Below are 26,192 nucleotides of genomic sequence, written 5' to 3'. Positions count from 1 at the left end.
GACAACTGACCCGTGAGCCTCCCGCTGATCCCTCCCATGCTCGCCACCCCCGGCACCCTGCCGCCCGCCGCGCAGGACGCGCGGTGGGCGTACGAGACCAAGCAGGACGGCCAGCGGGTGGTGGTCTATCTCGCCGGGGACGGCAGCGTGGTGCTGCGGGCCCGGTCCGGGGAGGTCGTCACCGTCGCCTACCCCGAGCTGCTCCCGCTGGGCCACGCGCTCGGCACCACCCCGGCCGTGCTGGACGGGGAAGTCCTGGCGCTGGACGAAGAGGGCCGCGGCGACTTCCAGTTGCTCCAGTCCCGGATGGGGCTGGTACAGGCACCCGGCAGGGCGGCGCGCCGGGCGGCGGAGGTCCCCGTCCATCTCGTGCTGTTCGACGTGATGCACCTGGCAGGGAGCTCCCTCGTCGCTCTCCGCTACGCGCGGCGGCGCACGCTGCTGGAGGAGCTGGGTCTGGCCGGTCCGCACTGGTCGACTCCGGCCGCGCTCGTCGGCCACGGCGAACAGGCACTGCGGGCCACCCTTGAGCACGGCCTGGAGGGCCTGGTCTGCAAGCGGCTGGACTCGGCGTACGAGCCGGGCGTCCGCTCCCGTGCCTGGATCAAGATCCGCAACATGCGCAGCGAGGACGTCGTCGTGGGCGGCTGGCTGCCCGGCAAGGGGCGGCTCACCGGCCTGCCCGGCGCCGTCCTGGTCGGCCAGCGCGCCGCCGGGCGACTGCGGTACGTCGGCGGTGTGGGCACCGGCTGGAGCGAGGCGGAGCGGGAGCAGCTCGCCGCGCTGCTGCGGACCGCGGCGACGGACGTGTGCCCCTTCGACCCGGTGCCGCGGGTGCCGGGTGCGCACTGGGTGCTGCCCCGGCTGGTCGGCGAGGTCCGCTACAGCACGCGTACCAGGGCCGGGATGCTGCGCCAGCCGTCCTGGCTGCGGCTGCGGCCGGACCTCGCGCCCGAGGAGTCGGCGGCGGATCTGCCGGACGACCTCGCCTGAGCAACCCATCTGACACCTCGTCGGGACCCGACTGTTGGGGCGGCCGTCACCAGAGAGTCGCTTGCGCCATCTTGGCGCGGACATGAAAAGCGGCCAAGCTGAACTGCCCTTACCCCCCACAGCCGTTGGGCTGCGCCCGGACCAGAGGAGGACGCAGTGTCGTCACCGTCGTTCAAGGCACACCGCAGGAGATGGACCACCGTCCTGGGCGGTGCCGCCGCTCTCGTCGTCGCCTTCCCCACCGCCGCCTTCGCGGCCCCGCCGACCGCGTTGCCCGCCAACGCCGAAGCCGCCGAGAAGACGTTCCAGCCGGCCTTCGACTACGACACGGACGGCTGCTACCCCACTCCCGCCATCGGCCCCGACGGCACGGTCAACGGCGGCCTCAACCCGACCGGCGCCCTCAACGGCAGCTGCCGCGACGCCTCGGACCTCGACAACACCAACAGCTACTCGCGCTACAAGTGCAACAACGGCTGGTGCGCCTACATGTACGGCCTGTACTTCGAGAAGGACCAGGCCGTCGCCGGCAGCAGCATCGGCGGCCACCGCCACGACTTCGAGCACGTCGTGGTGTGGGTGCAGAACAACCAGGTCCAGTACGTCTCGACCTCCAACCACGGCTCGTTCACGGTGACCGCGGCGTCCGGCGTCCGCTTCGACGGCACGCACGCCAAGATCGTCTACCACAAGGACGGCGTCAGCACGCACTGCTTCCGGCTGGCCAACTCCAATGACGAGCCGCCGGAGAACCACAAGGGCACCTGGCAGTACCCGCCCCTGGTCGGCTGGAACGGCTACCCCAGTGGCGTGCGCGACAAACTGAGCGCGTACGACTTCGGCAGCGCCAACTTCGGCCTCAAGGACGGCAACTTCGCCTCCCACCTGTCGTCGGCCAAGCCGTCGGGGATCGCCTTCGACCCCAACGCCTGAGCACGTGAAGGGATCGGGCTCGGGACGTAGGACCCGAGGCACCTGCGGCCTACGTCCCGCGCCCGATCCCCCTGCGCGCCGCTCCGCATAGCGTTCAGCGCATGGACACGAGCGACATGAGCGACACGAGCGGGCGGCTCGAGGAAGCTCTGGAACGCCTGCACGCCTCGGGCCCGGAGCGCCTGGGCCGGCTCACCAACCACGCCCCCATGGTCGTCGAGGCGCTCGCCGCGCACGGGCAGGCCGGCGCCGTGCACCGCTGGCTGGACCTCTACCGCGGAAAGCTGGAGGCCTTCCCCGACCGGGTGGCCCCCGTCGCCGACGACAACTGGCCGTCGGCGCTGGGTGATCCACGCCGGGCCGCGGACTGGATCGACTACTTCACGCGCGCGCTCGTCGAACATCCGTGGAAGGACGTCCTCGCCGTGTGGTGGCCGCGCCTGCTGCCCGGCATCTACGGCGGCTCCACGCACCCGGTCATCCGCGTCGGCCACGCCGTGCGTGCCCTGGAGGCCGAGGAGAACGCGCCCCGCCGCACCGAACTCGCCCACGGCCTGGGCTACTGGGCGGCCCGCCACCACCCGGCCCTGGGCATCACCCCGCTGCCCGGTGCGCGCTCCGCCGCGCGGTCGCTCGACGCCGTGCCCGCGATCGACTCGGCCGAGGGCGGATTCCCGGCCCGGCTCGCCGCCGTACGCCGGCTGCCCGGCTGGGCGGACGACGTGACCGACCCGGACACGGCCAGGACACGGCTCGCCGAACTCGTCCGTGCCGCGACGCACCGCTACGCCACCCACGGCCACGGCGAGGAGACCATGCTCGTGCACGCGGCGACGGCCCCCAACGCCGTGCTGCGCACCCTGGGTTCGCTGCCCCGGGAGATGTGGGTGGCGAGTCTGCGCGCGGCCTGGACGGCGTCGGCGGCGGTGACCGCGATGTACGCGCCCGCGGAACCGGTCGCCTACGCGCCGCCCGCCCGCCTGACGGCCGAGGAGGTCCTGGAGCGGGCCCTCGCCCACGGTGACGAGCACGTCATCAAGCTCACCGACACGGCACTGGACGTCGACGACGAACGGGCGTTCGCCGCCGCGCTCCGCTCGGCCGAACTCAGTGCGCCGCTGTCCTGAACGACGGCCGGACCACCGCCGTGGAGGGGCGCGGATCCGCCGGCCCCTGATGTCTGCACGGATCATCACGAGCAACTGCCCGCGGCCGTCGACGTCAAGGCCCGGACCGCCCTGACCGAGTCCCATCACGCCCGCGCCGCCCGGCCGCCCGGGACCGGATCGCGTCCGGCTGCCGGGCGCCTCCATCGCGTACCCCTTCACCAGGTGACCGGCCGCCCCCCTAAACCGCCCCGCGCTGCCGAAATCTCCAGCTGGGCGGGGTGCGAACCCCCGCACCCGGACCGCCTGTTCCTGAAGCCCGGCCACCGCGGTCTCGGCCTCGGCGGTCTCCTGACGGACGCGGGGGGCGCCGAGGCGCTACAGCCCGCGGGGCGTGCATGAGTCGGGCGGTACGGCACTGAGGGAGTGCCGGGAGGGTTTATCGTGGCCGCATGTCGGTGCCCGAACTGATCCGTATCGTCTCCCGCGACTCGCCCATGGCGCTCGCCCAAGTGGAGCGTGTCCGCGCCGAGTTGGCGGCCCTGTATCCCGGGGTGCGTACCACGGTCGTGCCGGTGAAGACGACCGGTGACAAGTGGATGGGGGATCTGTCCCAGGTCGAGGGCAAGGGGGCGTTCACCAAGGAGGTGGATGCCGCGCTGCTGGCCGGTGAGGCGGATCTCGCGGTGCACTGCGTCAAGGACGTGCCCGCCGACCGGCCCCTCCCGGCGGGCACCACGTTCGCCGCGTTCCTGAAGCGGGACGACATCCGCGACGCCCTCGTGCACCCCGGCGGCCTCACCCTGGACGAGCTCCCGGCGGGCACGCGGATCGGCACCTCGTCGGTGCGCCGGGTCGCGCAGCTGGCCGCCACCCACCCGGAGCTGGAGTGCGTGCCGTTCCGCGGCAACGCCAACCGGCGGCTGGCGAAGCTGGCGGCCGGGGAGGCGGACGCGCTGCTGCTCGCGGTGTCCGGACTGGAGCGGATCGACCGGCGGGACGTGATCAGTGAGGTCCTCTCCCCCGAGACGATGATGCCGCCGATCGGCGCGGGCATCCTCGCCCTGCAGTGCCGGGAGGGCGACACCGAGCTCATCGACGCGGTCAGCGGGCTCGGCGACCCGGACACGCATCGCGAGGCGACCGCCGAGCGCATGTTCCTGCACGTCCTGCAGGGACACTGCAACAGCCCGATCGCCGGGTACGCGCGCGTGGACCGCGGCGGCGAGCTGTCCCTGCGGGCGTGTGTGTTCACGCCGGACGGCAAGACGCGGCTGAACGCTCACGAGTGGGCGGGCCGTCTCGACCCGGCGACGCTCGGCACCTCGGTCGCCGTGGCCCTGCTGCGTCAGGGCGCCCGCGAGATCATCGACGGGATCCCGCACTGAGCGGCGAGGGCCCGCGTCAGGCGGTGCCCTCTTCGGCCTGGTCCCGCAGGAAGTTGCTCACCTGGCAGGCGAGGCCGTCACGCACCGCGCCGGTGCCGACGGCTCCCTCCTTCAGCCCGATGCCGCCCGCCCACAGCCGGCGCTCGGCCCACTCGTCGTCGGCCCGCAGCTGCACCTGGACGTCCACCTGGCTCAGGGACGCCTCCGGACCGGCCGCGTACAGCACGGCCGTCGCCCGGCGCAGCGGGTAGACGTCGAAGCCCTCGATGAACTGCGAGTTGCGCCAGTCGATGAAGGCGCTCTCCCCGTCGGGGCCGATGCGCACGTCGATCTGGCCGTCCTCCAGGTGCACGGTGGCGTGCCGGCTGCCGCGGTTCTCGACGGTCACGCGAACCCGGAAATACGTCAGCCCTTCGGCGGCGTCGTCCCGCCCACGCGGCGGCTCCGCCGCTTCCAGGCGGTGGACGCGGACACGCAGACCGGCATGCTCGTCGTACTCCTGCCAGTCCCCGACCACATTCGGCTCGTACACAATCCACCTCTCGACCTCAGAGAGCTGCTTCTTATCTGTGTGCTCAGCGCACTGTCAAACGAGCAGAATGCGCTGTGGCCAGCGAATTCGTCCCCTTGATCGGTGATCAAGCCGTGCGCAGGAACAATTCGCCGACCGGCCGGACGGCCGGATTCGCGCGCGTGCCGCACATCACTTTCCGGACGGGTGGTCAACGGGCCAGCCGGCCCAGCAGCGAGGAGGCCGCGGTGATGCCGAGCGCGGCAGCGACGATCAGCACCGCGAAGTCGAGCGTCAGGTGGGCGGGCGTACCGATGAGGAGGCCGCGCAGGGCGTCCACCTGGTGGCTCAGAGGGTTGACCGTGCTGATCGCCTGGAGCCAGCCGGGCATGAGGGACACCGGGTAGAGGGCGTTCGAGCCGAAGAACAGCGGCATGGTGATCGCCTGGCCGATGCCCATCAGCCGGTCGCGGCTCAGGACGATGCCGGCGATGGTCATGGACAGGCAGGAGAAGAAGACGGAACCGAGGATGACCACCGCCGCGACGCCGAGCAGCTTGAGCGGGTTCCAGGTGAGCGCCACGCCGAGCAGGGCGGCGATGACGATGACGACGGCGGCCTGGATCAGCGACTTCACGCCGGCCGCGAAGGCCTTGCCGGTGATCAGCGCCGAGCGGGGGGTCGGTGTGACGAGGAGCTTGTTCAGGATGCCGGCGTCCCGCTCCCAGATGATCTGGATGCCGTAGAAGATGGCGATGAACATCGCAGACTGGGCGATGATGCCGGGCGCGAGGTAGTCGATGTAGGGGACGCCGGGGGTGGGGATCGCCTTGATGCGGGTGAAGGTCTGGCCGAAGATCAGCAGCCACAGGGCGGGCTGAACCGCGCGGGTGTAGAGCTCGGTGCGGTCGTGGCGCAGTTTCTGCAGTTCGACGGCGCACATCGCCACGACCCGGGTGGGCAGCAGCCGCCAGCCCGCGCGGGGCTCGGGCGGGCGCAGCAGCAGGCCGATGCCGCTCTCGCGGGCGCGGTCAGCCGACGCGCCTTGCGGTGCGGCGGGTGCTTCGGACATCGCGGAACTCTCCTGACTGGTCGTCGAGACCGCTGCCTGCCACGTCACGGAAGACGTCCTCGAGGGTGGGCAGCGGGTCCGTTGCCTTGGCGCCCCGGCGCTCACCGAGTCCCCGCCGCAGTTCGACGGGGGTGCCGAGGGCCCGGATGCGGCCGCGGTGCATCAGGCCGACCCGGTCGCAGTACTGGTCGGCCTCGTCCATGTAGTGGGTGGTCACCAGGACCGTCATGCCGGTGGCGGCGCGTACGGCGTTGATGTGCTCCCACACGTCGGTGCGGGCGATCGGGTCGAGGCCGATGGTCGGTTCGTCGAGGATGAGCAGCCGGGGTGCGCTGACCAGGGCCTGGGCGAGTTCGAGGCGGCGGATCATGCCGCCGGAGTAGGTGCCGGCGAGCCGGTCGGCGGCCTCGGTGAGGTCGACGGCGGCCAGGGCCTGTGCGACGCGCTCGGCGCGCTCGCGGCGGGGCACGTCGAAGACCCGGGCGAACAGGGCGATGTTCTCCCGGCCGGTCAGGCCCGCGTCGGCGGACAGCTGCTGCGGCACGTAGCCCAGCAGGCGTCGTACGGCCATGGCCTCCTCGGCGGCGTCGCGGCCGAAGATCCGGACCATCCCGGCCGGGACGGGCAGCAGGGTGGTGATGCAGCGGATGGCGGTGGTCTTTCCGGCGCCGTTGGGTCCGAGCAGCCCGAAGACCTCGCCCTGCGCCACCGACAGGTCGAGCGCGTCCACCGCGGTGGTCTCACCGAAGGAGTAGGTGAGCCCCGTGCAGGACACGGCCCCTGGATCGTCCCGCGTCATGACTCCTCGGCCTCCTCGTGCAGATTGACGGCGAGCTCGCGCAGGGCCGGGATCGCCGCGTACAGCGCTTCCCGGTCGGCGGCGTCGAGCCGGGCCACCTGGCGTCGAACGAGGTCGGCGCGGCGTCTGCGCCACTCGCTGAGCCGGGCTTCGGCCGCGGGGGTGGGCAGCAGTCGCGCGGCCCGCCGGTCGGCCGGGTCCGTCTCGCGTACCAGATAGCCCTGCCGGGACAGCTGGTTGACCAGCGTCGAGACCGAGTTGCCTGCCAGATACAGCTCCTTGGCGGCGTCCGAGATCCCGATGCCGGGCCGGTCCACGACGAGGCGCAGCAGCTCCACCTCGGCGCCGCGCAGCCGGGGATCGGGCATGTCCCGGCGCAGCCGGCGCCGGATCAGCCGCTGGACACCGACGAGCGCGTCGGCCAGTTCCTCGGGGAAGGTCTCCGGTTCCACATCGGGAGGTTACCTCTGTGACAGAGGTAACCAACCCAAGGGCTGGTCAAGAGCTGCGCGGCTGGGGGCGACCGCGCCCGGAGCGGATATCACCCAGCGAATTCCACAGATTTCAGAACGTGCCCTCCCGGGCACAATTCCGGTGCCTTTTCAACATTCCAGAATCACGCGGTCGCACGCCGTCGGCGCATTCGCTAAGGTATTCACGGAATTGTTTCGTCCCCGCCGGTCGCGGGAATGCGCAATTCAGTGCTTCGGACAGGAGGCACGTCCGTGGGAGCCGGCCCCTCCGGCCCCGGGTGTCCTCCGCCTGGTCCGAGCCCGCGCCCCCACGGTTTCTGTCCCCACCAGCACCCTGCTGAGGGAGGCGCGCATCATGCCTGTCACTGGCAGAACGAAGCCGCACCCGCACGACGACGCCCCCGACACCGCCGCCGATTTCGACCGGCTGGCGCGCCTGCCCGCCGGTCCGGCACGCAAGGCGCTCCGCGACGAGCTGGTCGAGACCTGGCTGCCGATGGCCGAGCGGATCGCCGTCCGCTTCCGGGGGCGCGGCGAGTCCCTGGAGGACCTGTACCAGGTCGCCGCCCTCGGCCTCGTCAAAGCCGTCGACCACTACGACCCCGCGCGGGGCTGCGCCTTCGAGGCCTACGCCGTGCCGACCGTCACCGGCGAGATCAAGCGGCACTTCAGGGACCACATGTGGACGCTGCACGTGCCGCGCCGCGTCCAGGACCTGCGCAACCGGGTACGTCAGGCCACGAAGGAGCTGTCCCAGACGATTCCGGGCCGGGCGCCGACCCTCGCCGAGATCGCCGAGTTCGCGCGCATGACCGAGGACGAGGCGCGCACCGGGACGGAGGCCCTGGAGTGCTTCACCGCGCTGTCGCTGGAGGCCGAGATGCCCGGCACCGAGGGGTACGCCCTGGGTGACGCGATCGGCGGCCCGGACCCGTCGTTCGACATCGTCGTCGACCGGGTGGCCGTCAGGCCCTGCCTGGAGGCGCTCCCCGAGCGCGAGCGGACCATTCTCTATCTGCGGTTCTTCCGGGGCATGACCCAGAGCCACATCGCCGAACAGCTCGGCATTTCACAGATGCACGTCTCCCGGCTGCTCAGCAGCTGCTTCGACCGGCTGCGCGAGGAGATCCTCACCGAGGCCCGGTGAGCAGGTGAGCCGCCGCCGTCACTCCGGTGGTATCCCGGGAATCTGCGTGGGGCCGTAGCGGTCGAGGGCCTCTTCCAGCTCGGCGCGGATTTCCGGGGGCATCTGCCCGGCCCGCCCCCACAGGAGGATCAGTTCGGCGACGTTGCGCAGCTTGATGTTGGTGTGCTGGGAGACGTCCTTCAGCACTTCCCACCCCTGGTCGGGTGTGACCCTGCCGAGCGCGACGACCATGCCGATCGCCTGGTCGACGACGGCATGCGAGGCCACCGCCTCCTTGAGCTGGTCGATCTCTGCCTGCAGCTCGAAGATGCGGTCCGACTCGTCGGCGGGTTCGCCCGGTACTGCTGACACGCTTCCATCCTGTCACTCGTCCGGCCCCGCGCCACCGGACGGGACGCGGACAGGCCACCGTTTCGGTGCCGCCACCGGGGTACTCGGCAGGCGCCCCGAGCGGTTCCGGTCGGACACTGGGACGAGAGCTGTGGCCCCGGCCGACGAGAGCAGGACAAGAACGCCATGAACCATGACGTGAGACCACCCAGCGCCACCAGGGACGTCCTGTCCACGCACTCCGTGTTCGGCGCGCCCTGCTGGGTGAGCCTGACCAGCCGCGACCAGCAAACCACCGAGGAGTTCTACGGGGCGGTGCTGGGCTGGGAGTATCAGCAGTTGAAGCTCGGCGACCGCTTCCGGGTCGCGCTGGCGGACGGCACACCGGTGGCCGGGATCGCCGCGGTGGCTTCCATGTGGAACATGGCGGTGGCCTGGACGCCGTACTTCGCCGTGCCCAGCGCGGACGAGGCGGCGGCGCGAGCCCAGGAGCGCGGCGGTACGGCGGCGGTGGGGCCGCTGTCCTTCCCGCCGGGGCGGGCGGCGCTGCTCGCGGACCGGGACGGTGCGACCTTCGGGGTCTGGGAGGGCGAGCTCGTCGCGAACTGGGAGAGCTGGCGCGAGGCACAGCCCGCCTTCATCAAACTCCACACGCGGGATGCCTTCGACGCCGCGATCTTCTACGGCGAGGTCCTCGACTGGGCGTCGGACCGTCCCGGCTGCTGCGAGGTGCGGTACGAGGGCGACGAGGTCGTCCTGCGCAGCCGGGGCGATGTGGTGGCGCGCATCGAGTCGGGGGCGCTGGGGTCCGCTCCCGATCCCGCGATCCGGCCGCACTGGCAGGTCCACTTCGCGGTCTCGGACGTGGCGGCCTGTGTGCGGGCCGCGGAGGTGCACGGCGGCAGCGTCCTGTCCAAGGGCAGCGAGGAGGCCGTCCTGCGCGACACCGACGGCGCGCAGTTCACGGTGACCTCGCGACGCGAACGCTGACGGACAGCAGATCGCGGCCCCGGGCACCTGGCCCGGGGCCGCGATTGCGCGCGCGGAGCGTCACCTGGCCTTGCGCGAGGGCCTCGACAGCAGGACGAGACTGCGTGCCTCGACCGTCATCTCCGTGCCCGCCTTGTGCTCGGCCTCGTCGGCGCCCTGCGGCTCGGCGGTGTCGATCAGCGTCGTCCAGCGTTCGCCGTAGGTGACGTCCGGCAGGAGGAAGTCCACCGGCTCCCAGTAACCGTTGAGCAGGAGCAGGAAGGAGTCGTCCACCACGGGCTCGCCGCACGGATCGGGTTCGGCGATGGCGTCGCCGTTGAGGAAGACACCGACGGAGTGGGCGTCGGAGCGGTCCCAGTCCTCGTCGGCCATCTCGCGTGCGTCCGGCAGCAGCCACACCAGGTCGGGCAGCGGCTGGCCCGCGTGCGTCACGGTCTCGCCGCGGAAGAAGCGGCGCCGGCGCAGCACGGGGTGGGCCGCGCGCAGCCCGATGACGTACCGGGTGAAGTCGGCCAGCGCCTGCTGGTCCTCGGTCAGCCGCCAGTCGAGCCAGGAGACTTCGTTGTCCTGGCAGTAGGCGTTGTTGTTGCCGCCCTGGGTACGGCCCAGCTCGTCGCCGTGGCAGAGCATCGGGATGCCCTGCGAGAGCAGCAGGGTGGCCAGGAAGTTGCGCTGCTGACGGGCGCGCAGGTCCAGGACGGCCGGGTCGGCGCTCTCGCCCTCGGCGCCGCAGTTCCAGGAGCGGTTGGTGCTCTCGCCGTCCTGGTTGTCCTCGCCGTTGGCCTCGTTGTGCTTGTCGTTGTAGGAGACGAGGTCGCGCAGGGTGAACCCGTCGTGCGCGGTGACGAAGTTGACGCTGGCGCGCGGGCGGCGCCGGCTGTGCTGGTACAGGTCGGCGGAGCCGGTCAGCCGGGAGGCGAACTCGCCGAGCGTGTGCGGCTGGCCGCGCCAGAAGTCCCGTACGCAGTCCCGGTACTTGCCGTTCCACTCCGACCACAGGGGCGGGAAGTTGCCCACCTGGTAGCCGCCCTCGCCCACGTCCCACGGCTCGGCGATCAGCTTGACCCGGCTGATCACCGGGTCCTGCTGGATCAGGTCGAAGAACGCCGACAGCCGGTCCACCTCGTGGAACTGCCGGGCCAGCGTGGCCGCGAGGTCGAAGCGGAAGCCGTCGACATGCATCTCGGTGACCCAGTACCTCAGCGAGTCCATGATCAGCTGGAGGACGTAGGGGTGGCGCATCAGCAGGCTGTTGCCGGTGCCGGTGGTGTCGTAGTAGTGGCCCCAGTCGCCGTCCACGAGGCGGTAGTACGAGGCGTTGTCGATGCCGCGGAAGGACAGGGTCGGGCCCTTCTCGTTGCCCTCGGCGGTGTGGTTGTAGACGACGTCCAGGATCACTTCGAGGCCGGCCGCGTGCAGCGCCTTCACCATCGACTTGAACTCGGTGACCTGCTGACCGCGGGTGCCGTGGGCGGCGTAGGCGTTGTGGGGCGCGAAGAAGCCGATGGTGTTGTAGCCCCAGTAGTTGGACAGGCCGCGGTCCGTGAGCACGCCGTCCTGCACGAACTGGTGCACCGGCATCAGCTCGACGGCCGTGACGCCGAGCGAGGTCAGGTGCTCGACGACCGCCGGGTGAGCGAGCCCCGCGTAGGTGCCGCGCAGGTCGGGCGGGACGTCGGGGTGGGTGCGGGTGAGGCCCCGGACGTGCGCCTCGTAGATCACGCTGTCGGCGTACGACCGCCCGAGCGGCCGGTCGTCGCCCCAGTCGAAGGCCGGGTCGGTGACCACGCCGAGCATGGTGTGCCCGGCGCTGTCGGCGGGGGACGGGCCGTCCGCCGCGCGCTCGAAGAGCGAGGCGTGGTTGTCGACCTGCCCGTCCACCGCTCTGGCGTACGGGTCCAGCAGGAGCTTGGCCGGATTGCACCGGTGGCCGAGGGCCGGCTGCCACGGGCCGTGCACCCGGAAGCCGTAACGCTGCCCGGGCCGGATGCCGGGCAGGTAGCAGTGCCACACGAAGCCGTCGACCTCGTTCATCTGGACGGCGCGGTGCGTGCCCCGGTCGTCGACGAGGACCAGGTCGACGCGTTCGGCGACCTCGCTGAACAGGGCGAAGTTGGTGCCGTTCCCGTCATGGGTGGCGCCCAGCGGGTAGGGGCGCCCGCTCCACACGGGCACCCCTTTCCGCTGCGGTCGGCGCGCGGTCACCGCGCGTCCTCCAGAACGCCGTCCGGTGTGCTCGCGGGCCCTGCCAGGGCCGCGACGGGCACCTCGCGGGGCACCTGGAGCACCTCGGGCAGGCTGGGCCACGGCGCCGTGGGGACGAGCGGGACACGCTCGCCGGCTCGGGCGCGCTGCGAGAACCAGATGACCTTGCTGCCGGTGTCGGTGGCGCAGCAGCCCCAGCCGTCGCTCATCGCGGCGATGTGCTCCAGACAGCTGCGCAGGTCCTGGTCCGGGCGCAGTTCGCAGTCGTTCTCACCGATGGCGGTGATGAGGTGCTGGCCGTTCCACCACATCTCGATCGACGTGTTCTTGTCCGTGGCGTGCTCGTCGATGGCCTTCAGCAGCATCTCGGTGCCTCGACAGACGGGCTCGACCAGGATGTCCAGGTCCCAGTACCGGAGGTGAGCGGCCAGGATGCGCCTGACCTGTCCGACCCGTTCCGGGCTGACCTCCACGTCGAGGTGGTAGTAGCAGGGCGATGCGGTCTTCATCGTCGTTCGCTCCTCACCGGCGAAGCTCTCGCTTCCCCTCACCCCCTGCGGGGACTGGCCCCGAACACGAAGCGTGAGCACTGATCGCTTCTGAGTCACCTCAAGGGTGGATGGCCTACGCCATTCGTGCAACACGAGAGAGGCCACGAGGTGACGGAGGTGAATGGGACTCACGAGGTGGTTGAAGCTCCAACAAGACGCTGAGTCGTGACGCGTGCACCATGTGTGAAGACCTCGATGCCCGTAACGGATCCGTGCGCGCCCGCGCATGGCCACCGCCCGACGGTCGGGAGACGCGCCATCGAGCCCCTGGAAGGTGAACGGCACCATGCTGCTGCCGGCCAAAGCCGAAGTGGCCCGCCAACTGCGGCGGTACCGGGCGTGGGAGCGCATGATGCTCGCGGCCCCCACCGACCGCAGGGTTCGGGCCACTTTCGAGAACTCGGGCTACACCCTCTGCGTGCTGATGGGGAAGCGCTGCGCGCGCGAGGCCGCGGACGCCGCCGAGCGCTATCTGCGGACCACTCTGACCGCCTATCTCCGGGAGGAGACCGAGCGGCCCGGGACCCGCGTCCGGGCAAGACGGGCCCCGCCGGCCACGGGCCGGCGTTCCCCCGCGGGGAGGTAGACACCTTCCGGCGCAGCTTGGATCCCCGGCCGGGCCACGAGCCCGGCCTCGAGCACGGCGGAGGTGCATCCCATGAGTTCGAACCAGGTCATCGGCCGCATTCCGGTGCGGGACGTCAGGCCCGCCGTGGAGTGCGGCAGGCGTCCGGCGAAGGCCGTCGTGGGCGAGACGTTCGAGGTCAGCGCGACCGTGTTCCGCGAGGGCCACGACGCGGTCGCCTGCAACGTCGTCCTGACGGATCCGGAGGGCGGACACGGCCCCTGGACGCCGATGCGGGAACTGGCCCCCGGCACCGACCGCTGGGGCGCCGAGGTCACCCCCGACGTAGAGGGCCGCTGGACGTACCGCGTCGAGGCGTGGAGCGACCCGCTGACCACCTGGCGCCGCACGGCCGGCATAAAGGTCCCGGCCGGCATCGACACCGGGCTGGTCCTGGAGGAGGGCGCCGACCTGTACGAACGGGCGGCGACCGGGGTTCCGCAGGGCCCGGAGCGTACGGCGGTGCTGGCGGCCGTGGACACCTTGCGCAACGACGTCCTGCCGGTCGCCACACGTCTCGCCGCCGCGTTGACGCCGGAGGTGGACGCCGTTCTGGCCCGCTATCCGCTGCGGGAGCTGGTGACGGCGTCGGAGACGCTGCCGTTGCTGGTGGAGCGGGAGCGGGCCCTGTACGGCTCCTGGTACGAGTTCTTCCCGCGCTCGGAGGGCACGCCGGAGCGGCCGCACGGCACGTTCCGCACGGCGGCCAGGAGGCTTCCGGCGATCGCCGCGATGGGCTTCGACGTGGTGTATCTGCCGCCGATCCACCCGATCGGCCACACCTTCCGCAAGGGCCGCAACAACACGCTCTCCCCCGGGCCCGAGGACGTCGGGGTGCCGTGGGCGATCGGCTCCCCCGAGGGCGGCCATGACGCGGTCCACCCCGACCTGGGGACGATCGAGGACTTCGACTGGTTCGTGCGGGAGGCCAAGGGCCTGGGCATGGAGATCGCCCTGGACTTCGCGTTGCAGTGCTCCCCCGACCATCCCTGGGTGCAGAAGCACCCGGAGTGGTTCCACCACCGCCCGGACGGCACGATCGCGTACGCGGAGAACCCGCCGAAGAAGTACCAGGACATCTACCCGATCGCCTTCGACGCCGACATGGACGGTCTGATCGCGGAGACGCTGCGGGTGCTGCGGCACTGGATGGACCACGGGGTGCGGATCTTCCGCGTGGACAACCCGCACACCAAGCCGGTGGTGTTCTGGGAGCGGGTCATCGCCGACATCAACCGCACCGACCCCGATGTGATCTTCCTGGCCGAGGCGTTCACCCGGCCGGCGATGATGCACACCCTGGCGCAGACCGGTTTCCAGCAGTCGTACACGTACTTCACCTGGCGCAACAGCAAGCAGGAGCTGACCGAGTACCTGACCGAGCTGTCCGGCGAGGCGGCCGCCTACATGCGGCCCAACTTCTTCGCCAACACCCCGGACATCCTGCACGAGTACCTCCAGCGCGGCGGCCGGCCCGCCTTCGAGGTGCGTGCGGTGCTGGCCGCGACGCTGTCGCCGGCCTGGGGCATCTACAGCGGCTACGAACTGTGCGAGAACACCCCGCTGCGCGACGGCAGCGAGGAGTACCTCGACTCGGAGAAGTACCAGATCAAACCCCGCGACTGGGAGGCGGCCGACCGCGAGGGCCGCTCCCTGACCCCCCTGATCACCCGGCTCAACACGATCCGGCGCGCCCATCCGGCCCTGCGACGGCTCAGGAACATCCACTTCCACCCGACCGACAACGACGCGCTGATCGCGTACAGCAAGCGCACGGGTTCGGACACGGTTCTGGTGGTGGTCAACCTCGACCCGCGCGGAGCCCAGGAGGCCACGGTCTCGTTGGACATGCCGCAGCTCGGCCTGGAGTGGCACGAGTCCCTGTCCGTCCATGACGAACTGGCGGGCGAGACCTACCGCTGGGGCCGGAACAACTACGTGCGGCTGGAGCCCGGTCGGGCGCCCGCGCACGTGTTCCACGTCCAACGGTCGTCCGCCGCGCCGCAGATCGGAGAGTCCCCCGCATCATGACCGTCAACGAGCCCGTCCAGGACACCTTCGAGGACACCCCCGTCAGGGACCGGGATCCCGAGTGGTTCAAGCGCGCCGTCTTCTACGAGGTCCTCGTCCGCTCCTTCCAGGACAGCAACGGCGACGGGGTAGGCGACCTCAAGGGCCTCACCGCCAAGCTCGACTACCTGCAGTGGCTGGGCGTCGACTGCCTCTGGCTGCCGCCCTTCTTCCAGTCGCCGCTGCGGGACGGCGGTTACGACGTCTCGGACTACACCGCCGTCCTTCCCGAGTTCGGCGACCTCGCCGACTTCGTGGAGTTCGTCGACGCCGCCCACCAGCGCGGCATGCGCGTGATCATCGACTTCGTCATGAACCACACCAGCGACCAGCACCCGTGGTTCCAGGAGTCGCGCAAGGACCCGGACGGGCCGTACGGCGACTACTACATGTGGGCCGACGACGACAAGCAGTACCAGGACGCCCGGATCATCTTCGTCGACACCGAGGCGTCCAACTGGACCTTCGACCCGGTCCGGGAGCAGTACTTCTTCCACCGGTTCTTCTCCCACCAGCCGGACCTCAACTACGAGAACCCGGCCGTCCAGGAGGAGATCCTCGCCGCCCTCCGCTTCTGGCTGGATCTGGGCATCGACGGCTTCCGGCTCGACGCCGTGCCCTACCTGTACGCGCAGGAGGGCACCAACTGCGAGAACCTGCCCGCCACGCACGAGTTCCTGCGGCGGGTGCGCCGCGAGATCGACGCGATGTATCCGGACACGGTGCTGTTGGCGGAGGCCAACCAGTGGCCCGAGGACGTCGTCGACTACTTCGGCGACTACCGGGCCGGCGGCGACGAATGCCACATGGCCTTCCATTTCCCGGTCATGCCGCGCATCTTCATGGCGGTGCGCAGGGAATCCAGGTATCCCGTCTCGGAAATCCTCGCCAAGACGCCGGCGATTCCCTCGAACTGCCAGTGGGGCATCTTCCTGCGCAACCACGACGAGCTGACCCTCGAAATGGTCACCGACGACGAACGCGACTACATGTGGGCGGAATACGCCAAGGACCCCCGCATGCGCGCCAACATCGGCATCCGCCGCCGTCTCGCGCCCCTTCTCGACAACGACCGCGACACGATCGAGCTGTTCACGGCCCTGCTGCTGTCCCTCCCGGGCTCGCCGATCCTCTACTACGGCGACGAGATCGGCATGGGCGACAACATCTGGCTCGGCGACCGCGACGCGGTACGGACCCCGATGCAGTGGACGCCGGACCGCAACGCCGGCTTCTCCACGGCCGATCCCGGTCGCCTGGTCCTGCCGACCATCATGGACCCGGTCTACGGGCACCAGGTCACCAACGTCGAGGCGTCCATGGCGTCGCCCTCCTCGCTGCTGCACTGGACCCGCCGCATGATCGAGATCCGCAAGCAGAACCCCGCCTTCGGCCTCGGCTCCTTCACCGAGCTCCAGTCCTCCAACCCGGCGGTGCTGGCGTTCCTGCGGGAGGCCCCCTCGACAGGGGAAAACGAGGACGACCTCGTGCTGTGCGTGAACAACTTCGCCCGGTTCGCGCAGCCCACGGAGCTCGATCTGCGTGAGTTCGAGGGGCGATACCCGGTCGAGCTGTTCGGCGGGGTCCGTTTCCCGGCCATCGGTGAACTGCCGTATCTGCTGACCCTCGGCGGGCACGGCTTCTACTGGTTCCGGCTCTCCCGAGTCGCATCCCGCATCGGTCGACGACTTTGAGCGTGTGCCGACGAAAGGACGCGTCACCATGCCGAAGACCGCATTCCTCCGCCCCAGACGTACGGTCGTCGCCGACCCGATGGTCTCGCTCGGCGGCCTGTTGCGCGACTGGCTGCCCAGGCAGCGCTGGTTCGCGGGCAAGGACCGGCCCGTCACGGACCTCACTCTGCTGTCGATGACGGAGCTGTTCCCGGGCTGTCTGCACCTGCTGGTGCAGACCGACCACGCGCCCGTGCCGGCCCCCGGCGGCGGCACACCGGCCGGTGACTGCTACCAACTGCTGCTCGGCGTACGGCAGCATCCGTCGCCGCGCCTGGGACGGGCGCTCATCGGCCGTGCGGAGCAGGGCCCGTTCGCGGGCATGACGGTGTACGACGCGCTGCACGACCCCCGGTCGGCGCAACTGCTCCTGGAGCGGCTGCGGCATCCGGGTTCGGCCGGTCCCCTGCGGTTCGAGTGCGACCCGTCCGCGTCGGTGCCCGCCGGGCTGCCGCCGCGGCTGCTGGACGCCGAGCAGTCCAACTCCTCGCTGGTGTACGGCGACGAGTTCATCCTGAAGCTGTTCCGGCGCATCCAGCCCGGTGTCAACCCGGACCTGGAGGTGCCGGGCGCGCTGGCCGGACAGGGCTGCCGCCGGGTGCCCGCGCCGGTGGCCTGGTTCCGGACGACACAGCCGCAGGAGGCGACGCTGGGCGTGCTCCAGCCGTATCTGCGCGACGCGTCGGACGGCTGGACGCTGGCGCTGCGCGCGCTCGCCACCGGTGACGACTTCACCGCGCAGGCACACGAGCTGGGGCAGGCCACGGCGGAGGTGCACCTCGCACTGGCCTCGGCCTTCCCGGCCGGTACGCACGGCGAGAGCGGTCGTACGGCGGAGGCGATGACCGAGCGGCTGGACTCCGCGGCACACTGCGTGCCGGCGCTCAAGCCCTTCGTACCCGGTCTGCGGGCCGCCTTCGGCGCGCTGGCCACCTGCGACGCCGGGCCACCTGCCCAGCGCATCCACGGCGACCTGCATCTGGGGCAGGTGTTGTGGGCGGGCCGGGAGTGGTTCGTCATCGACTTCGAGGGCGAGCCGTCCCGTCCGCTCAACGAGCGGCGCAGCGCCCACTCCCCGGTGCGGGACATCGCCGGCATGCTGCGCTCCTTCGACTACGCCGCCCGGCAGCGCCGCCCCTGGCGGCCGGAGTGGGCGCGGCGCTGCCGGGAGGCCTTCTGCGCGGGCTACGCGTCCCGCGCCGGATGGGACCCGCGCAAGAAGCACGGTCTGCTGCGTGCCTACGAGACCGACCGAGCTGTGTACGAAGTCCTTTACGAAGCCAGGCACCGACCGGACTGGCTCCCTGTACCCATGGCGGCGATCGAACGTCTCGCCGTGAGAGGAGACTGACCCGTGGCCCTGCGCGACGATCCTTCGCTGCCCGAGCCGTCCGGACCTGCCCGCTGCGGTACGGCCCCTCCGCTCGACCCTGCCGACCGTGGACGCCTGCTGTCGGGCGCCCACCACGACCCGCACGCGCTGCTGGGCGCCCACCCGGTGCCGGACGGGATCGTGTTCCGGGCGCTGCGCCCGTTCGCCCGTTCGGTGAGCGTCGTGGTCGACGGCGAGCGCAGAGAGCTGGCCTCCGAGGGCGACGGGCTGTTCGCCGGCGTCCTGCCGCTCGAGGCGATCCCCGCGTACACGCTGCTGGTGGCGTACGCGGAGGAGGAGCAGGAGGTGCACGACCCGTACCGCTTCCTGCCCGCTCTCGGCGAGACCGATCTGCACCTCATCCGCGAGGGCCGGCACGAGCAGCTGTGGAAGGCGCTCGGGGCCGAGCCGATGACCCACCAGGGCGTGACCGGCACCCGATTCACGGTGTGGGCGCCGAACGCCCAAGGGGTGCGGGTGGCCGGGGAGTTCACCTTCTGGGACGGCAAGGCCTTCCCGATGCGGTCACTGGGTTCGTCCGGCGTGTGGGAGCTGTTCCTGCCGGGCATCGGTGAGGGCACCCGGTACAAGTTCGAGATCACCTCCCGGTACGGCGGACGGTTCCTCAAGGCCGACCCGATGGCCCGCCGCACCGAGGTGCCGCCCGACACGGCGTCCATCGTGACCTCCTCGCGGTACGAGTGGGGCGACCGGGAGTGGATGGCCGGGCGCGGGGACGTACCCGTGCACGAGGCGCCGTTCTCGGTGTACGAGGTCCATCTCCCGTCCTGGCGACCGGGACTGACGTACCGACAGCTCGCCGACGTACTGCCGTCGTACGTGAAGGAACTGGGCTTCACGCATGTCGAGCTGATGCCGGTCGCGCAGCACCCCTTCAGCGGTTCCTGGGGCTACCAGGTCACCGGTTTCTACGCGCCGATGGCACGGCTCGGCACGCCGGACGACTTCCGGTACCTGATCGACGCCCTGCACCGGGGGGGCATCGGCGTGATCATGGACTGGGTGCCGGCGCACTTCCCGAAGGACGACTGGGCGCTGGCCCGCTTCGACGGGGACCCGCTCTACGAGCCGGGAGACGACCGGCGGGCGGAGCACCCGGACTGGGGGACGTACGAGTTCGACTACGGGCGCACCGAGGTACGCAACTTCCTGGTCGCCAACGCCGTGTACTGGTGCGAGGAGTTCCACATCGACGGCCTGCGGGTGGACGCCGTCGCCTCGATGCTCTACCTCGACTACTCCCGCGACTCCGGCCAGTGGGCACCCAACGCGTTCGGGGGCCGCGAGGACCTGGCCGCGATGGCGTTCCTTCAGGAGATGAACGCGACCGTGTACCGGCGGGCACCCGGAGTGGTGACGATCGCCGAGGAGTCCACGGCCTGGGGCGGGGTGACCCGGCCCACCGACACCGGCGGCCTGGGCTTCGGGCTGAAGTGGAACATGGGCTGGATGCACGACTCGCTCGGCTACATCAGCCACGAGCCGGTCCACCGCAAGTACCACCACAACGAGATGACCTTCTCGATGATGTACGCGTACAGCGAGAACTACGTGCTCCCGATCTCGCACGACGAGGTCGTCCACGGCAAGCAGGCCCTGGTCTCGAAGATGCCCGGCGACTGGTGGCAGCAGCGCGCCAACCACCGCGCCTACCTCGGCTTCATGTGGGCCCACCCCGGCAAGCAGCTCCTCTTCATGGGCCAGGAGTTCGCGCAGGGCGCCGAGTGGTCCGAGGCGCACGGCCCGGACTGGTGGCTCCTCGACCCCGCCTACAGTGCGGAGCCGGACCATCGTGGGGTGCGGGACCTGGTCCGCGATCTCAACACCGTCTACCGCCGCACCCCCGCCCTCTGGCAGCGCGACACCGATCCCGGCGGGTTCCGGTGGGTGATCGGGGACGCCGCCGAGGACAACGTCTTCGCCTTCCTGCGGTACGACGCGGAGGGCAACCCGCTGCTCGCGATCTCCAACTTCTCCCCCGTCGTCCGTCACGACTACCGCCTCGGCGTCCCCGACGACGTCCCCGCGTGGTACGAGGCCCTCAACACGGACGCCGCGCGGTACGGCGGCAGCGACCTCACCTTCCCCGATCCCGTCAAGCCGGAGGACGGGGCCCTGCGGCTGACGCTGCCGCCGCTCGCGACGGTGTGGCTGGTACCGCAGCCCGGCTGAGGCTCCACGGCGGCGGCAGGTGTTCGAACGGCCCCGGAGGGGCAGTCGGGGTCGTACACAAGTGAGCAATCCTCGTCGCCGCCAAGGGGCCACAGAAAGGCTTGATCAGGTGCGCACCGTCGGAGTGGAGGAGGAACTCCTCCTGGTCGACCCGGAGACCGGCGAACCGCAGGCGCTGTCCGCCGCGGTGCTCGCCCGTGCCGCGCAGGACGACGCCGAACAAGACGTCTTCGAGAAGGAACTGCACAACCAGATGCTCGAGTTCGCGACACATCCGCAGTCGGGCATGGAGGAGCTGCGGGCGGAGATCGTCCGCTGCCGTAAGGAGGCCGCCCGGCATGCCGGGGAGATCGGCTGCACCGTCGCCGCGCTCGCCACCTCGCCGCTGCCCGTCAGCCCCTCGGTGGGGGTGGGCCGCCGCTACCAGTGGATGGCGGAGCACTACGGGATCACCACCCAGGAACAGCTGGTCCTCGGCTGTCATGTGCACGTTTCCGTGGAGTCCGACGAGGAGGGCGTCGCCGTCATCGACCGGATCCAGCCCTGGCTGACCGTGCTGTCCGCGCTGAGCGCCAACTCCCCGTTCTGGCAGGGCAAGGACACCCTCTACAACAGCTATCGCAGCCGGGTGTGGCAGCGGTGGCCGTCGGCCGGTCCGACCGAGCCGTTCCGCTCTGCCGAGCGCTATCACCGCCGGGTCGCGGACATGGTCGCCACCGGGGTCATCCTCGACGAGGGGATGATCTACTTCGACGCCCGGTTGTCCCAGCGCTTCCCGACCGTGGAGATCCGGGTCTCGGACGTCTGCCTGCACTCCGGCACCGCCGTCCTCGTCGCCACCCTCGCCCGCGGCCTCGTCGAGACCGCCGCGCGTGACTGGCGGGCGGGCCGGGAGCCGCTGGGACACAGCGTGAGCCTGCTCCGGCTGGCCGCCTGGCGTGCCGCTCGCTCCGGGCTCACCGAGGAACTGCTGCACCCGGCGACCATGCGGCGCATGCCGGCGGAGACGGTGGTGCGAGCCCTGCTGGACCACGTCGGGGAGGCCCTCGCCGAGACCGGCGACCTCGACCGTGCCCGCGCCACCTGTACCGAGCTGCTGCGGATCGGCAGCGGCGCCGGAGTGCAGCGGGCCCTGATGAAGGAGACCGGCAGTCTGCGGGACGTGGTCACCGAGTGCGTGCGCATCACGCAGGCGTGAGAGGGCCGGATGTTGAGAGGCCGGACGTCTCGTGCTGCTGTCTTCGTACTGCTGTCACAGGATGAGGACGATGGCGTACACCAGGAAGAACGCGGCGATCAGTACGGCGAGGCCGAGGATCAGAGTCAGCGGCGCCTTCGCCCAGCCCTTGGGCGGGTTGTGCGTCTCCTGCGGGCCGGCCTCGGGCATGCTGCTCTCGGCCGGCGGGGTCTCGCCCGGGGGCACGCCGCCGCCGGGTTCCAGGCCGGGGGTGCGATCGGGATCGGGGTCGGGGTTCGTGTAACTCATGCCGTCCGAGTCCCCCGAATATGCCGAGATCATCGACGGTCGGCCAGTTCTCCGTTCCCGGGCACCGGGCGCCCCCGCCTGGGCTAGATTCGAGCACCGCGGATAACCGTGCTCGTCCGCGACGTCACACCCCGTACACATCAGGAGCAGTGCATGCGCGACTTCGCCCTCGCTCCCCCGGCCGTCTCGCACCCGACCGGCGGTCTCGCCGACAGTGTCTTCGACAGGGCGGCGCACAGCCCCACCCTGCCGATGCTGGCCCGGCGCCCGGACGCCGCCTCCTCCGAGTGGGAGGAGGTGACCGCCGTGGAGGTGCGGGACGAGGTGGTGGACGTGGCCAAGGGGCTGGTCGCCTCCGGGATCTCGCCGGGGCACCGCGTGGCGATCATGGCGCGCACGCGGTACGAGTGGACGATCCTGGGCTACGCGCTGTGGGCCATAGGTGCCGAGGTCGTGCCGATCCATCCGACCTCCTCGCGCGACCAGGTCGAATGGATCCTGCGTGACGCCGGCTGTGTGGCCGTGGCCGTCGAGGACGAGCAGAGCGTGATGACGGTCGGATCCGTGTGTGCGGGGCTGCCCCGGCTGCGCCACGTCTGGCAGCTCGACGCGGGGGCTCTCGGGGACCTGGTGCAGCGGGGCGAGTTCATCCCGCTCGCCACCGTCGACTCGCTGCGCCGCATCGTCCTGCCGGACTCCACCGCCGCCGTCGCCTACACCTCCGGCACGAGCGGGCACCCGCTCGGCTGCGCCCTGAGCCACCGCGGCCTCGCGAGCCCCTGCGACACCCTCCTGGAGGGCTGGGGACACACGGCCGCGCCGCCCGGGGAGCAGGGGTCCGTGCTGGCCTTCCTGCCGTTGTCCCATGTGTACGGCCTCATGATCCAGGGCATGTGCGTGCGCGGCGGTCTGCTCATGGCCCATGAACCCGACCTGAGCTCCGAGGCACTGACGTCGGCGCTGCGCTCCTTCCGGCCCACCTACTTCTACGGCGTGCCGTCGCTCTTCGAGAAGATCTACAAGACCTTCCTGCGCACCGCCCAGCAGATGGGCCGCGGCGCCCTGTTCGAGCGGGCGGCCGAGACGGCACGGGACTACGCCGCGGCGTGCGAGCGGCATCGGCTGGGCGCGGGGCCCGGACCGGGCTTCGATCTGCGGCTGCAACACGCCCTGTACGAACGCACGGTGTACCGCAAGCTGCGGGGCGCCCTCGGCGGCCGGGCGCGCCGCGCCACGTCGGGAGGTTCCCCGCTCAACCGTGACCTGAGCCTGTTCTACGAAGGCATCGGCATCTACGTCCACGACGGGTACGGGCTCACGGAGACCAGTGGTGGGATCACGATGCAGCCGCTCGGGCGGGAGAAGTCCGGCACCGTGGGACAGGCCCTGCCGGGCACGGACATCCGGGTGGCCGACGACGGCGAGATCCTGGTGCGCGGGCCGTCGGTGTTCCAGGGTTACGTGAGCGACGACGCGGCGACCCGGGCCGCGCTGCACGGCGGCTGGCTGGCCACGGGGGACATCGGGCAGCTGGACCCCGAGGGCTATCTGACGATCACCGGGCGCAAGAAGGACGTCATCATCACCAACAGCGGCAAGAGCGTCGCCCCGGCCGCCCTGGAACACCGGCTGCGGATGCACCCGCTCATCCACCAGGCGGTGATCGTCGGCGACAACCGGCCCTGCGTCGGGGCGCTGATCACGCTGGACCCGGAGTTCCTCGCGCACTGGCGGGCCGGCCTCGCGTGGCAGAGCGACGCGCCGAACCGGGAGGCGCGGGAGGAGAACGCGCTGCGGGAGGAGATCACCCGGGCCGTGGCGGCGGCCAACAGTGCCGTGTCGCGCTCGGAGTCCATCCGGGTGTTCCGAGTGCTCCCGGAACCGTTCGACCTGGCCAACGGGCTGATGACGCCGTCGATGAAGCTACGCCGGGACCTGATCGTGCGGGCGTACGCGTTCGAGATCGACGCGATGTACCAGGCGCGCTCGCGCGGCGGGCGGCAGGCCGTGCCGGACGACTCGGCGAGCTGGGACGACGCGGACAACGTGTTCCGGTGAGGGACCTTCCGCCGACCCGACGTCCCGAGAACGCGTAGGCTCCGCGCCCTCGGGAACACGAACCCTGCGACACATGAGAAAGGACGACAGCCCTGCTGATGCCGGGCCGGAAAGGCGACATGGCAAGCGAGCCGCGTTGGGACAAGACACTGGCTTCCGAGGCGATCCCGAGCCGCAGCACCAGTTTCGCGGGCGAGCCGCAGAACGTGACGGGTGCGCGACTCGCCGCGGAGGGATTTCTCCGTGACCTCGCACGCACCGCGCCGCCCGCGGCACCCGAGTACTGGGACGACATCCTGCTGGTCGTCACGGAGCTGGCCGCCAACGCGGTCCAGTACGCTCCCGGCCCGTTCGCCCTGCGTATGCGCCGGACCTTCGACGGCGTCCACGTGACCGTCCACGACACCAGCAGCACCCCGCCCGCGCCGCGCCCCTTCGATCCGCGGCACGGCGGTGGCGGCATCGGCTGGCATCTGGTGCACGCGCTGTGCGACCAGGTGAGCGTGGTCACGGACGACGGCGGCAAGGACATCCACGTCTTCCTGCCCTGGTGAGCCGACGCCGCCCGGTCACGGTGCCGGTCGCAGCGGCACCAGCACGCCGATGGTCTTGCCGCCGCCGGGATGCCGGTCGACGGTGATCTCGCGGGCCAGGCGGATGATCAGGGGCCAGCCGTAACCGTTCCCGTGGTGCCCGACCGGGAAGGCGCCGGCACCCTGCGAGACGTCGGGGACGAGGTCGCTGTGGTCGCGGACGGCCACCCGCAGGCCTTCCTGGGTGGGCGTCACCTGGAACCCGGCCAACCCCTCACCGTGCCGTACGGCGTTGGTGACCAGTTCGGAGACGACCAGCAGCAGATCCACGATGTCCTCGTCCCGCGCCCTGCGGGAGGGGGATTCCCAGCGCTCGCGCACCACCGACCGCGCGTAGGCGCGGGCCGTCGCCGGACTCGTCACCGTAGCCCGTGGCGGGTCGCCGGAGGCGTGGTGGTCGAAGAGCGCGGTCGTGGCCGCGTCGATGTGTTCCATGCGTGTCGTGTCCCTGAGATCCGCCCGGCCGGTGCGTCCTGCACCCGGCCGTCAGACCGTGGTCGTCTCTCGCGGCGGTAGCCGGTGGTAGTAGTCGCCGACGGCGGTCAGATACGCGGGATCCCTCGTCTCGCTGTCGGTCTTGAAGCGGGGTGCCGCCTTCACCTCTCCCACGGTGCAGGCCAGCGTGACCCTGCGGGCCCCGGCGTCGATCCCGGTGACGACGCCGACGGGTACCAGGACGCTCCCGCCGAACAGCCAGACGCCGGTGTCGACCACCAGGTGCCGCATGCCCCGGGGGTCGGCCTGCCGGTCCACCCTGCCGAGGGCGCCGTCGCCGGCGGCGACGGTGAACCCCGTCAGGTCCTGCCCCTCGACGTACCCGCTGCCCGGCGCGTACGACCAGATCCTGTCAACAGCCACGCTGCTCCCTCCTCCGGCCTCCACAGCAGCAGTTACCCGCCTCCCGCACGTGCATTCGGCGCCGTTCGGCACAGTTGCCCGTGAATGGGTGAGCGATTCAGGGGTATGCGCGGGGGCGCGGTGGAAGACCGGGCGACTGCCAGGCGACCGCGTGAACGACCAAGCCCGGATGAGAGGTTGATCACCACCCAGGAACCGAACCGGCGTGCATCGAAGTCGCCGCCAGGGGTAATCGGTCCTGGCTGTCAGCACCTGTTGGAGGTACCCGTGCCCCTTGCCCAGAACCCGCTGTCCATCGAGGTCACCCTGCCCCGCGAGGACGTGGCCCTGATAACGGTCGAAGGCTACTTGGACGTCGACACCGCGACCGAGTTCCAGCACCATCTGGCGAACCAACTCCACCATGGCCGACGGCACTTCCTGCTCGACCTGTCGGCCGTGCCGTTCATGGACTCCTCCGGCATGAACATCATCCTGAGGGTGTACCAGGAGGCCCGCACCCTTCCGGGGAGCGTGCACATCATCTCCCCCACTCCGGCCGTGCGCCGGATCCTGGACCTCACCGGCGTCAGCATCACGGTCCCGGTCTCGGAGGGGCTGGAGGAGGCGCTCTCCCGCGTCGACGCCCACGACGAGGACCGGGAAGAGGACCGGGACGAGAGCCAGGCCGGTCCGGACGGACAACGGGCCTGATTCCCACAGCGGT

Annotated in this window: 25 protein-coding genes; 15 read left to right on the top strand and 10 right to left on the bottom strand. The window is 70.9% G+C overall.

Translation table 11 applies throughout. The features are described 5' to 3' along the window. The first annotated feature begins 12 nt into the window (after window positions 1–12). The 4 genes from OG252_RS47885 to hemC all read left to right on the top strand — a co-directional run bounded on the left by OG252_RS47885 (window position 13) and on the right by hemC (window position 4,420). Window positions 13–993 (top strand): ATP-dependent DNA ligase, encoded by a 981-nt coding sequence (locus OG252_RS47885; RefSeq protein WP_266446061.1) that lies wholly within the window; start codon window positions 13–15, stop codon window positions 991–993. 156 nt (window positions 994–1,149) lie between these two features. Beyond that, window positions 1,150–1,926 carry an NPP1 family protein gene (locus OG252_RS47880; RefSeq protein ID WP_266446057.1) on the top strand — a complete coding sequence of 259 codons (777 nt, stop codon included), beginning with the start codon at window positions 1,150–1,152 and terminating at the stop codon, window positions 1,924–1,926. A gap of 101 nt (window positions 1,927–2,027) precedes the next feature. Continuing rightward, a complete protein-coding gene (locus tag OG252_RS47875; protein ID WP_329344420.1) occupies window positions 2,028–3,053 on the top strand; it encodes a questin oxidase family protein in 1,026 nt (341 codons plus the stop codon). A gap of 431 nt (window positions 3,054–3,484) precedes the next feature. Next, complete coding sequence (hemC, locus tag OG252_RS47870) at window positions 3,485–4,420, top strand: hydroxymethylbilane synthase (RefSeq protein ID WP_266446052.1); 936 nt, start codon at window positions 3,485–3,487, stop codon at window positions 4,418–4,420. Window positions 4,421–4,436: 16 nt separating this feature from the next. Here hemC and OG252_RS47865 read toward each other — a convergent pair whose 3' ends face one another. The 4 genes from OG252_RS47865 to OG252_RS47850 all read right to left on the bottom strand — a co-directional run bounded on the left by OG252_RS47865 (window position 4,437) and on the right by OG252_RS47850 (window position 7,254). Then, window positions 4,437–4,952: a hypothetical protein gene (locus OG252_RS47865; RefSeq protein ID WP_266446050.1), complete on the bottom strand. Its 516-nt coding sequence runs from the start codon at window positions 4,950–4,952 to the stop codon at window positions 4,437–4,439. Window positions 4,953–5,142: 190 nt separating this feature from the next. Then, window positions 5,143–6,003 (bottom strand): ABC transporter permease, encoded by an 861-nt coding sequence (locus tag OG252_RS47860; protein WP_266446047.1) that lies wholly within the window; start codon window positions 6,001–6,003, stop codon window positions 5,143–5,145. After that, window positions 5,963–6,802, bottom strand: a complete 840-nt coding sequence (locus OG252_RS47855; protein WP_329344416.1) for an ABC transporter ATP-binding protein — start codon at window positions 6,800–6,802, stop codon at window positions 5,963–5,965. Before OG252_RS47855 ends, OG252_RS47860 begins: the two co-directional genes overlap by 41 nt. Then, window positions 6,799–7,254: a MarR family winged helix-turn-helix transcriptional regulator gene (locus tag OG252_RS47850; RefSeq protein ID WP_329344414.1), complete on the bottom strand. Its 456-nt coding sequence runs from the start codon at window positions 7,252–7,254 to the stop codon at window positions 6,799–6,801. The genes OG252_RS47855 and OG252_RS47850 overlap by 4 nt, the downstream gene beginning before the upstream one ends. Before the next feature lie 376 nt (window positions 7,255–7,630). Here OG252_RS47850 and OG252_RS47845 point away from each other — a divergent pair, with 376 nt between their 5' ends. Then, the gene (locus OG252_RS47845; RefSeq protein WP_266446039.1) at window positions 7,631–8,422 is read left to right on the top strand and encodes an RNA polymerase sigma factor SigF; all 792 of its coding nucleotides are present in this window, start codon (window positions 7,631–7,633) and stop codon (window positions 8,420–8,422) included. A gap of 18 nt (window positions 8,423–8,440) precedes the next feature. Here the strand turns inward: OG252_RS47845 and OG252_RS47840 are convergent, their stop codons facing one another. Continuing rightward, window positions 8,441–8,773: an ANTAR domain-containing protein gene (locus OG252_RS47840; protein ID WP_329344412.1), complete on the bottom strand. Its 333-nt coding sequence runs from the start codon at window positions 8,771–8,773 to the stop codon at window positions 8,441–8,443. Between the two features lie 165 nt (window positions 8,774–8,938). Between OG252_RS47840 and OG252_RS47835 the strand changes: the two genes are divergently transcribed. Further along, window positions 8,939–9,742 carry a VOC family protein gene (locus OG252_RS47835; RefSeq protein WP_266446034.1) on the top strand — a complete coding sequence of 268 codons (804 nt, stop codon included), beginning with the start codon at window positions 8,939–8,941 and terminating at the stop codon, window positions 9,740–9,742. 60 nt (window positions 9,743–9,802) lie between these two features. Here the strand turns inward: OG252_RS47835 and glgX are convergent, their stop codons facing one another. Together glgX and OG252_RS47825 are read right to left on the bottom strand one after the other, a co-directional pair. Next, window positions 9,803–11,917 (bottom strand): glycogen debranching protein GlgX, encoded by a 2,115-nt coding sequence (gene glgX / locus OG252_RS47830; RefSeq protein WP_411151840.1) that lies wholly within the window; start codon window positions 11,915–11,917, stop codon window positions 9,803–9,805. Between the two features lie 26 nt (window positions 11,918–11,943). Next, complete coding sequence (locus OG252_RS47825) at window positions 11,944–12,456, bottom strand: pep a2 (protein WP_266446027.1); 513 nt, start codon at window positions 12,454–12,456, stop codon at window positions 11,944–11,946. 328 nt (window positions 12,457–12,784) lie between these two features. Here OG252_RS47825 and OG252_RS47820 point away from each other — a divergent pair, with 328 nt between their 5' ends. The 6 genes from OG252_RS47820 (at window position 12,785) to OG252_RS47795 (ending at window position 21,689) form a co-directional block, all read left to right on the top strand. Beyond that, window positions 12,785–13,084, top strand: coding sequence for a DUF5133 domain-containing protein (locus tag OG252_RS47820; RefSeq protein ID WP_266446024.1), 300 nt, complete (start codon window positions 12,785–12,787; stop codon window positions 13,082–13,084). Window positions 13,085–13,156: 72 nt separating this feature from the next. Then, the gene (locus OG252_RS47815) at window positions 13,157–15,154 is read left to right on the top strand and encodes an alpha-1,4-glucan--maltose-1-phosphate maltosyltransferase (RefSeq protein ID WP_329344408.1); all 1,998 of its coding nucleotides are present in this window, start codon (window positions 13,157–13,159) and stop codon (window positions 15,152–15,154) included. Continuing rightward, window positions 15,151–16,887 (top strand): maltose alpha-D-glucosyltransferase, encoded by a 1,737-nt coding sequence (treS, locus tag OG252_RS47810; RefSeq protein WP_329344406.1) that lies wholly within the window; start codon window positions 15,151–15,153, stop codon window positions 16,885–16,887. The genes OG252_RS47815 and treS overlap by 4 nt, the downstream gene beginning before the upstream one ends. 28 nt (window positions 16,888–16,915) lie before the next feature. Continuing rightward, complete coding sequence (locus tag OG252_RS47805) at window positions 16,916–18,277, top strand: maltokinase N-terminal cap-like domain-containing protein (RefSeq protein WP_329344404.1); 1,362 nt, start codon at window positions 16,916–16,918, stop codon at window positions 18,275–18,277. Between the two features lie 3 nt (window positions 18,278–18,280). Then, window positions 18,281–20,491, top strand: coding sequence for a 1,4-alpha-glucan branching enzyme (gene glgB, locus OG252_RS47800; protein WP_329344402.1), 2,211 nt, complete (start codon window positions 18,281–18,283; stop codon window positions 20,489–20,491). A 109-nt stretch (window positions 20,492–20,600) separates the two neighbouring features. Then, window positions 20,601–21,689, top strand: coding sequence for a glutamate--cysteine ligase 2 (locus OG252_RS47795; RefSeq protein WP_266446011.1), 1,089 nt, complete (start codon window positions 20,601–20,603; stop codon window positions 21,687–21,689). Between the two features lie 54 nt (window positions 21,690–21,743). On the opposite strand, the gene OG252_RS47790 is transcribed toward OG252_RS47795, so the two are convergent. Further along, window positions 21,744–21,977: a DUF6480 family protein gene (locus tag OG252_RS47790; protein WP_266446008.1), complete on the bottom strand. Its 234-nt coding sequence runs from the start codon at window positions 21,975–21,977 to the stop codon at window positions 21,744–21,746. A 153-nt stretch (window positions 21,978–22,130) separates the two neighbouring features. Here OG252_RS47790 and OG252_RS47785 point away from each other — a divergent pair, with 153 nt between their 5' ends. Both OG252_RS47785 and OG252_RS47780 read left to right on the top strand, forming a co-directional pair. Next, entirely contained in the window at window positions 22,131–24,035 is a 1,905-nt protein-coding gene (locus OG252_RS47785) for an AMP-dependent synthetase/ligase (RefSeq protein ID WP_329344398.1), read from the top strand. Between the two features lie 119 nt (window positions 24,036–24,154). Next, complete coding sequence (locus OG252_RS47780) at window positions 24,155–24,589, top strand: ATP-binding protein (protein ID WP_266446003.1); 435 nt, start codon at window positions 24,155–24,157, stop codon at window positions 24,587–24,589. A gap of 15 nt (window positions 24,590–24,604) precedes the next feature. On the opposite strand, the gene OG252_RS47775 is transcribed toward OG252_RS47780, so the two are convergent. Continuing rightward, window positions 24,605–25,063: an ATP-binding protein gene (locus tag OG252_RS47775; RefSeq protein ID WP_266446000.1), complete on the bottom strand. Its 459-nt coding sequence runs from the start codon at window positions 25,061–25,063 to the stop codon at window positions 24,605–24,607. Window positions 25,064–25,114: 51 nt separating this feature from the next. Continuing rightward, on the bottom strand, window positions 25,115–25,486 hold the full coding sequence (locus tag OG252_RS47770; protein ID WP_329344396.1) for a PRC-barrel domain containing protein: 372 nt from the start codon (window positions 25,484–25,486) through the stop codon (window positions 25,115–25,117). A 267-nt stretch (window positions 25,487–25,753) separates the two neighbouring features. Here OG252_RS47770 and OG252_RS47765 point away from each other — a divergent pair, with 267 nt between their 5' ends. Continuing rightward, window positions 25,754–26,179 carry an STAS domain-containing protein gene (locus tag OG252_RS47765; RefSeq protein WP_329344394.1) on the top strand — a complete coding sequence of 142 codons (426 nt, stop codon included), beginning with the start codon at window positions 25,754–25,756 and terminating at the stop codon, window positions 26,177–26,179. The last annotated feature ends 13 nt before the right edge of the window (window positions 26,180–26,192 follow it).

Source organism: Streptomyces sp. NBC_01352 (assembly GCF_036237295.1).
GTDB classification, from domain to species: Bacteria; Actinomycetota; Actinomycetes; order Streptomycetales; family Streptomycetaceae; genus Streptomyces; species Streptomyces plumbiresistens.
This window is presented reverse-complemented; position numbering and strand designations above follow the sequence as displayed.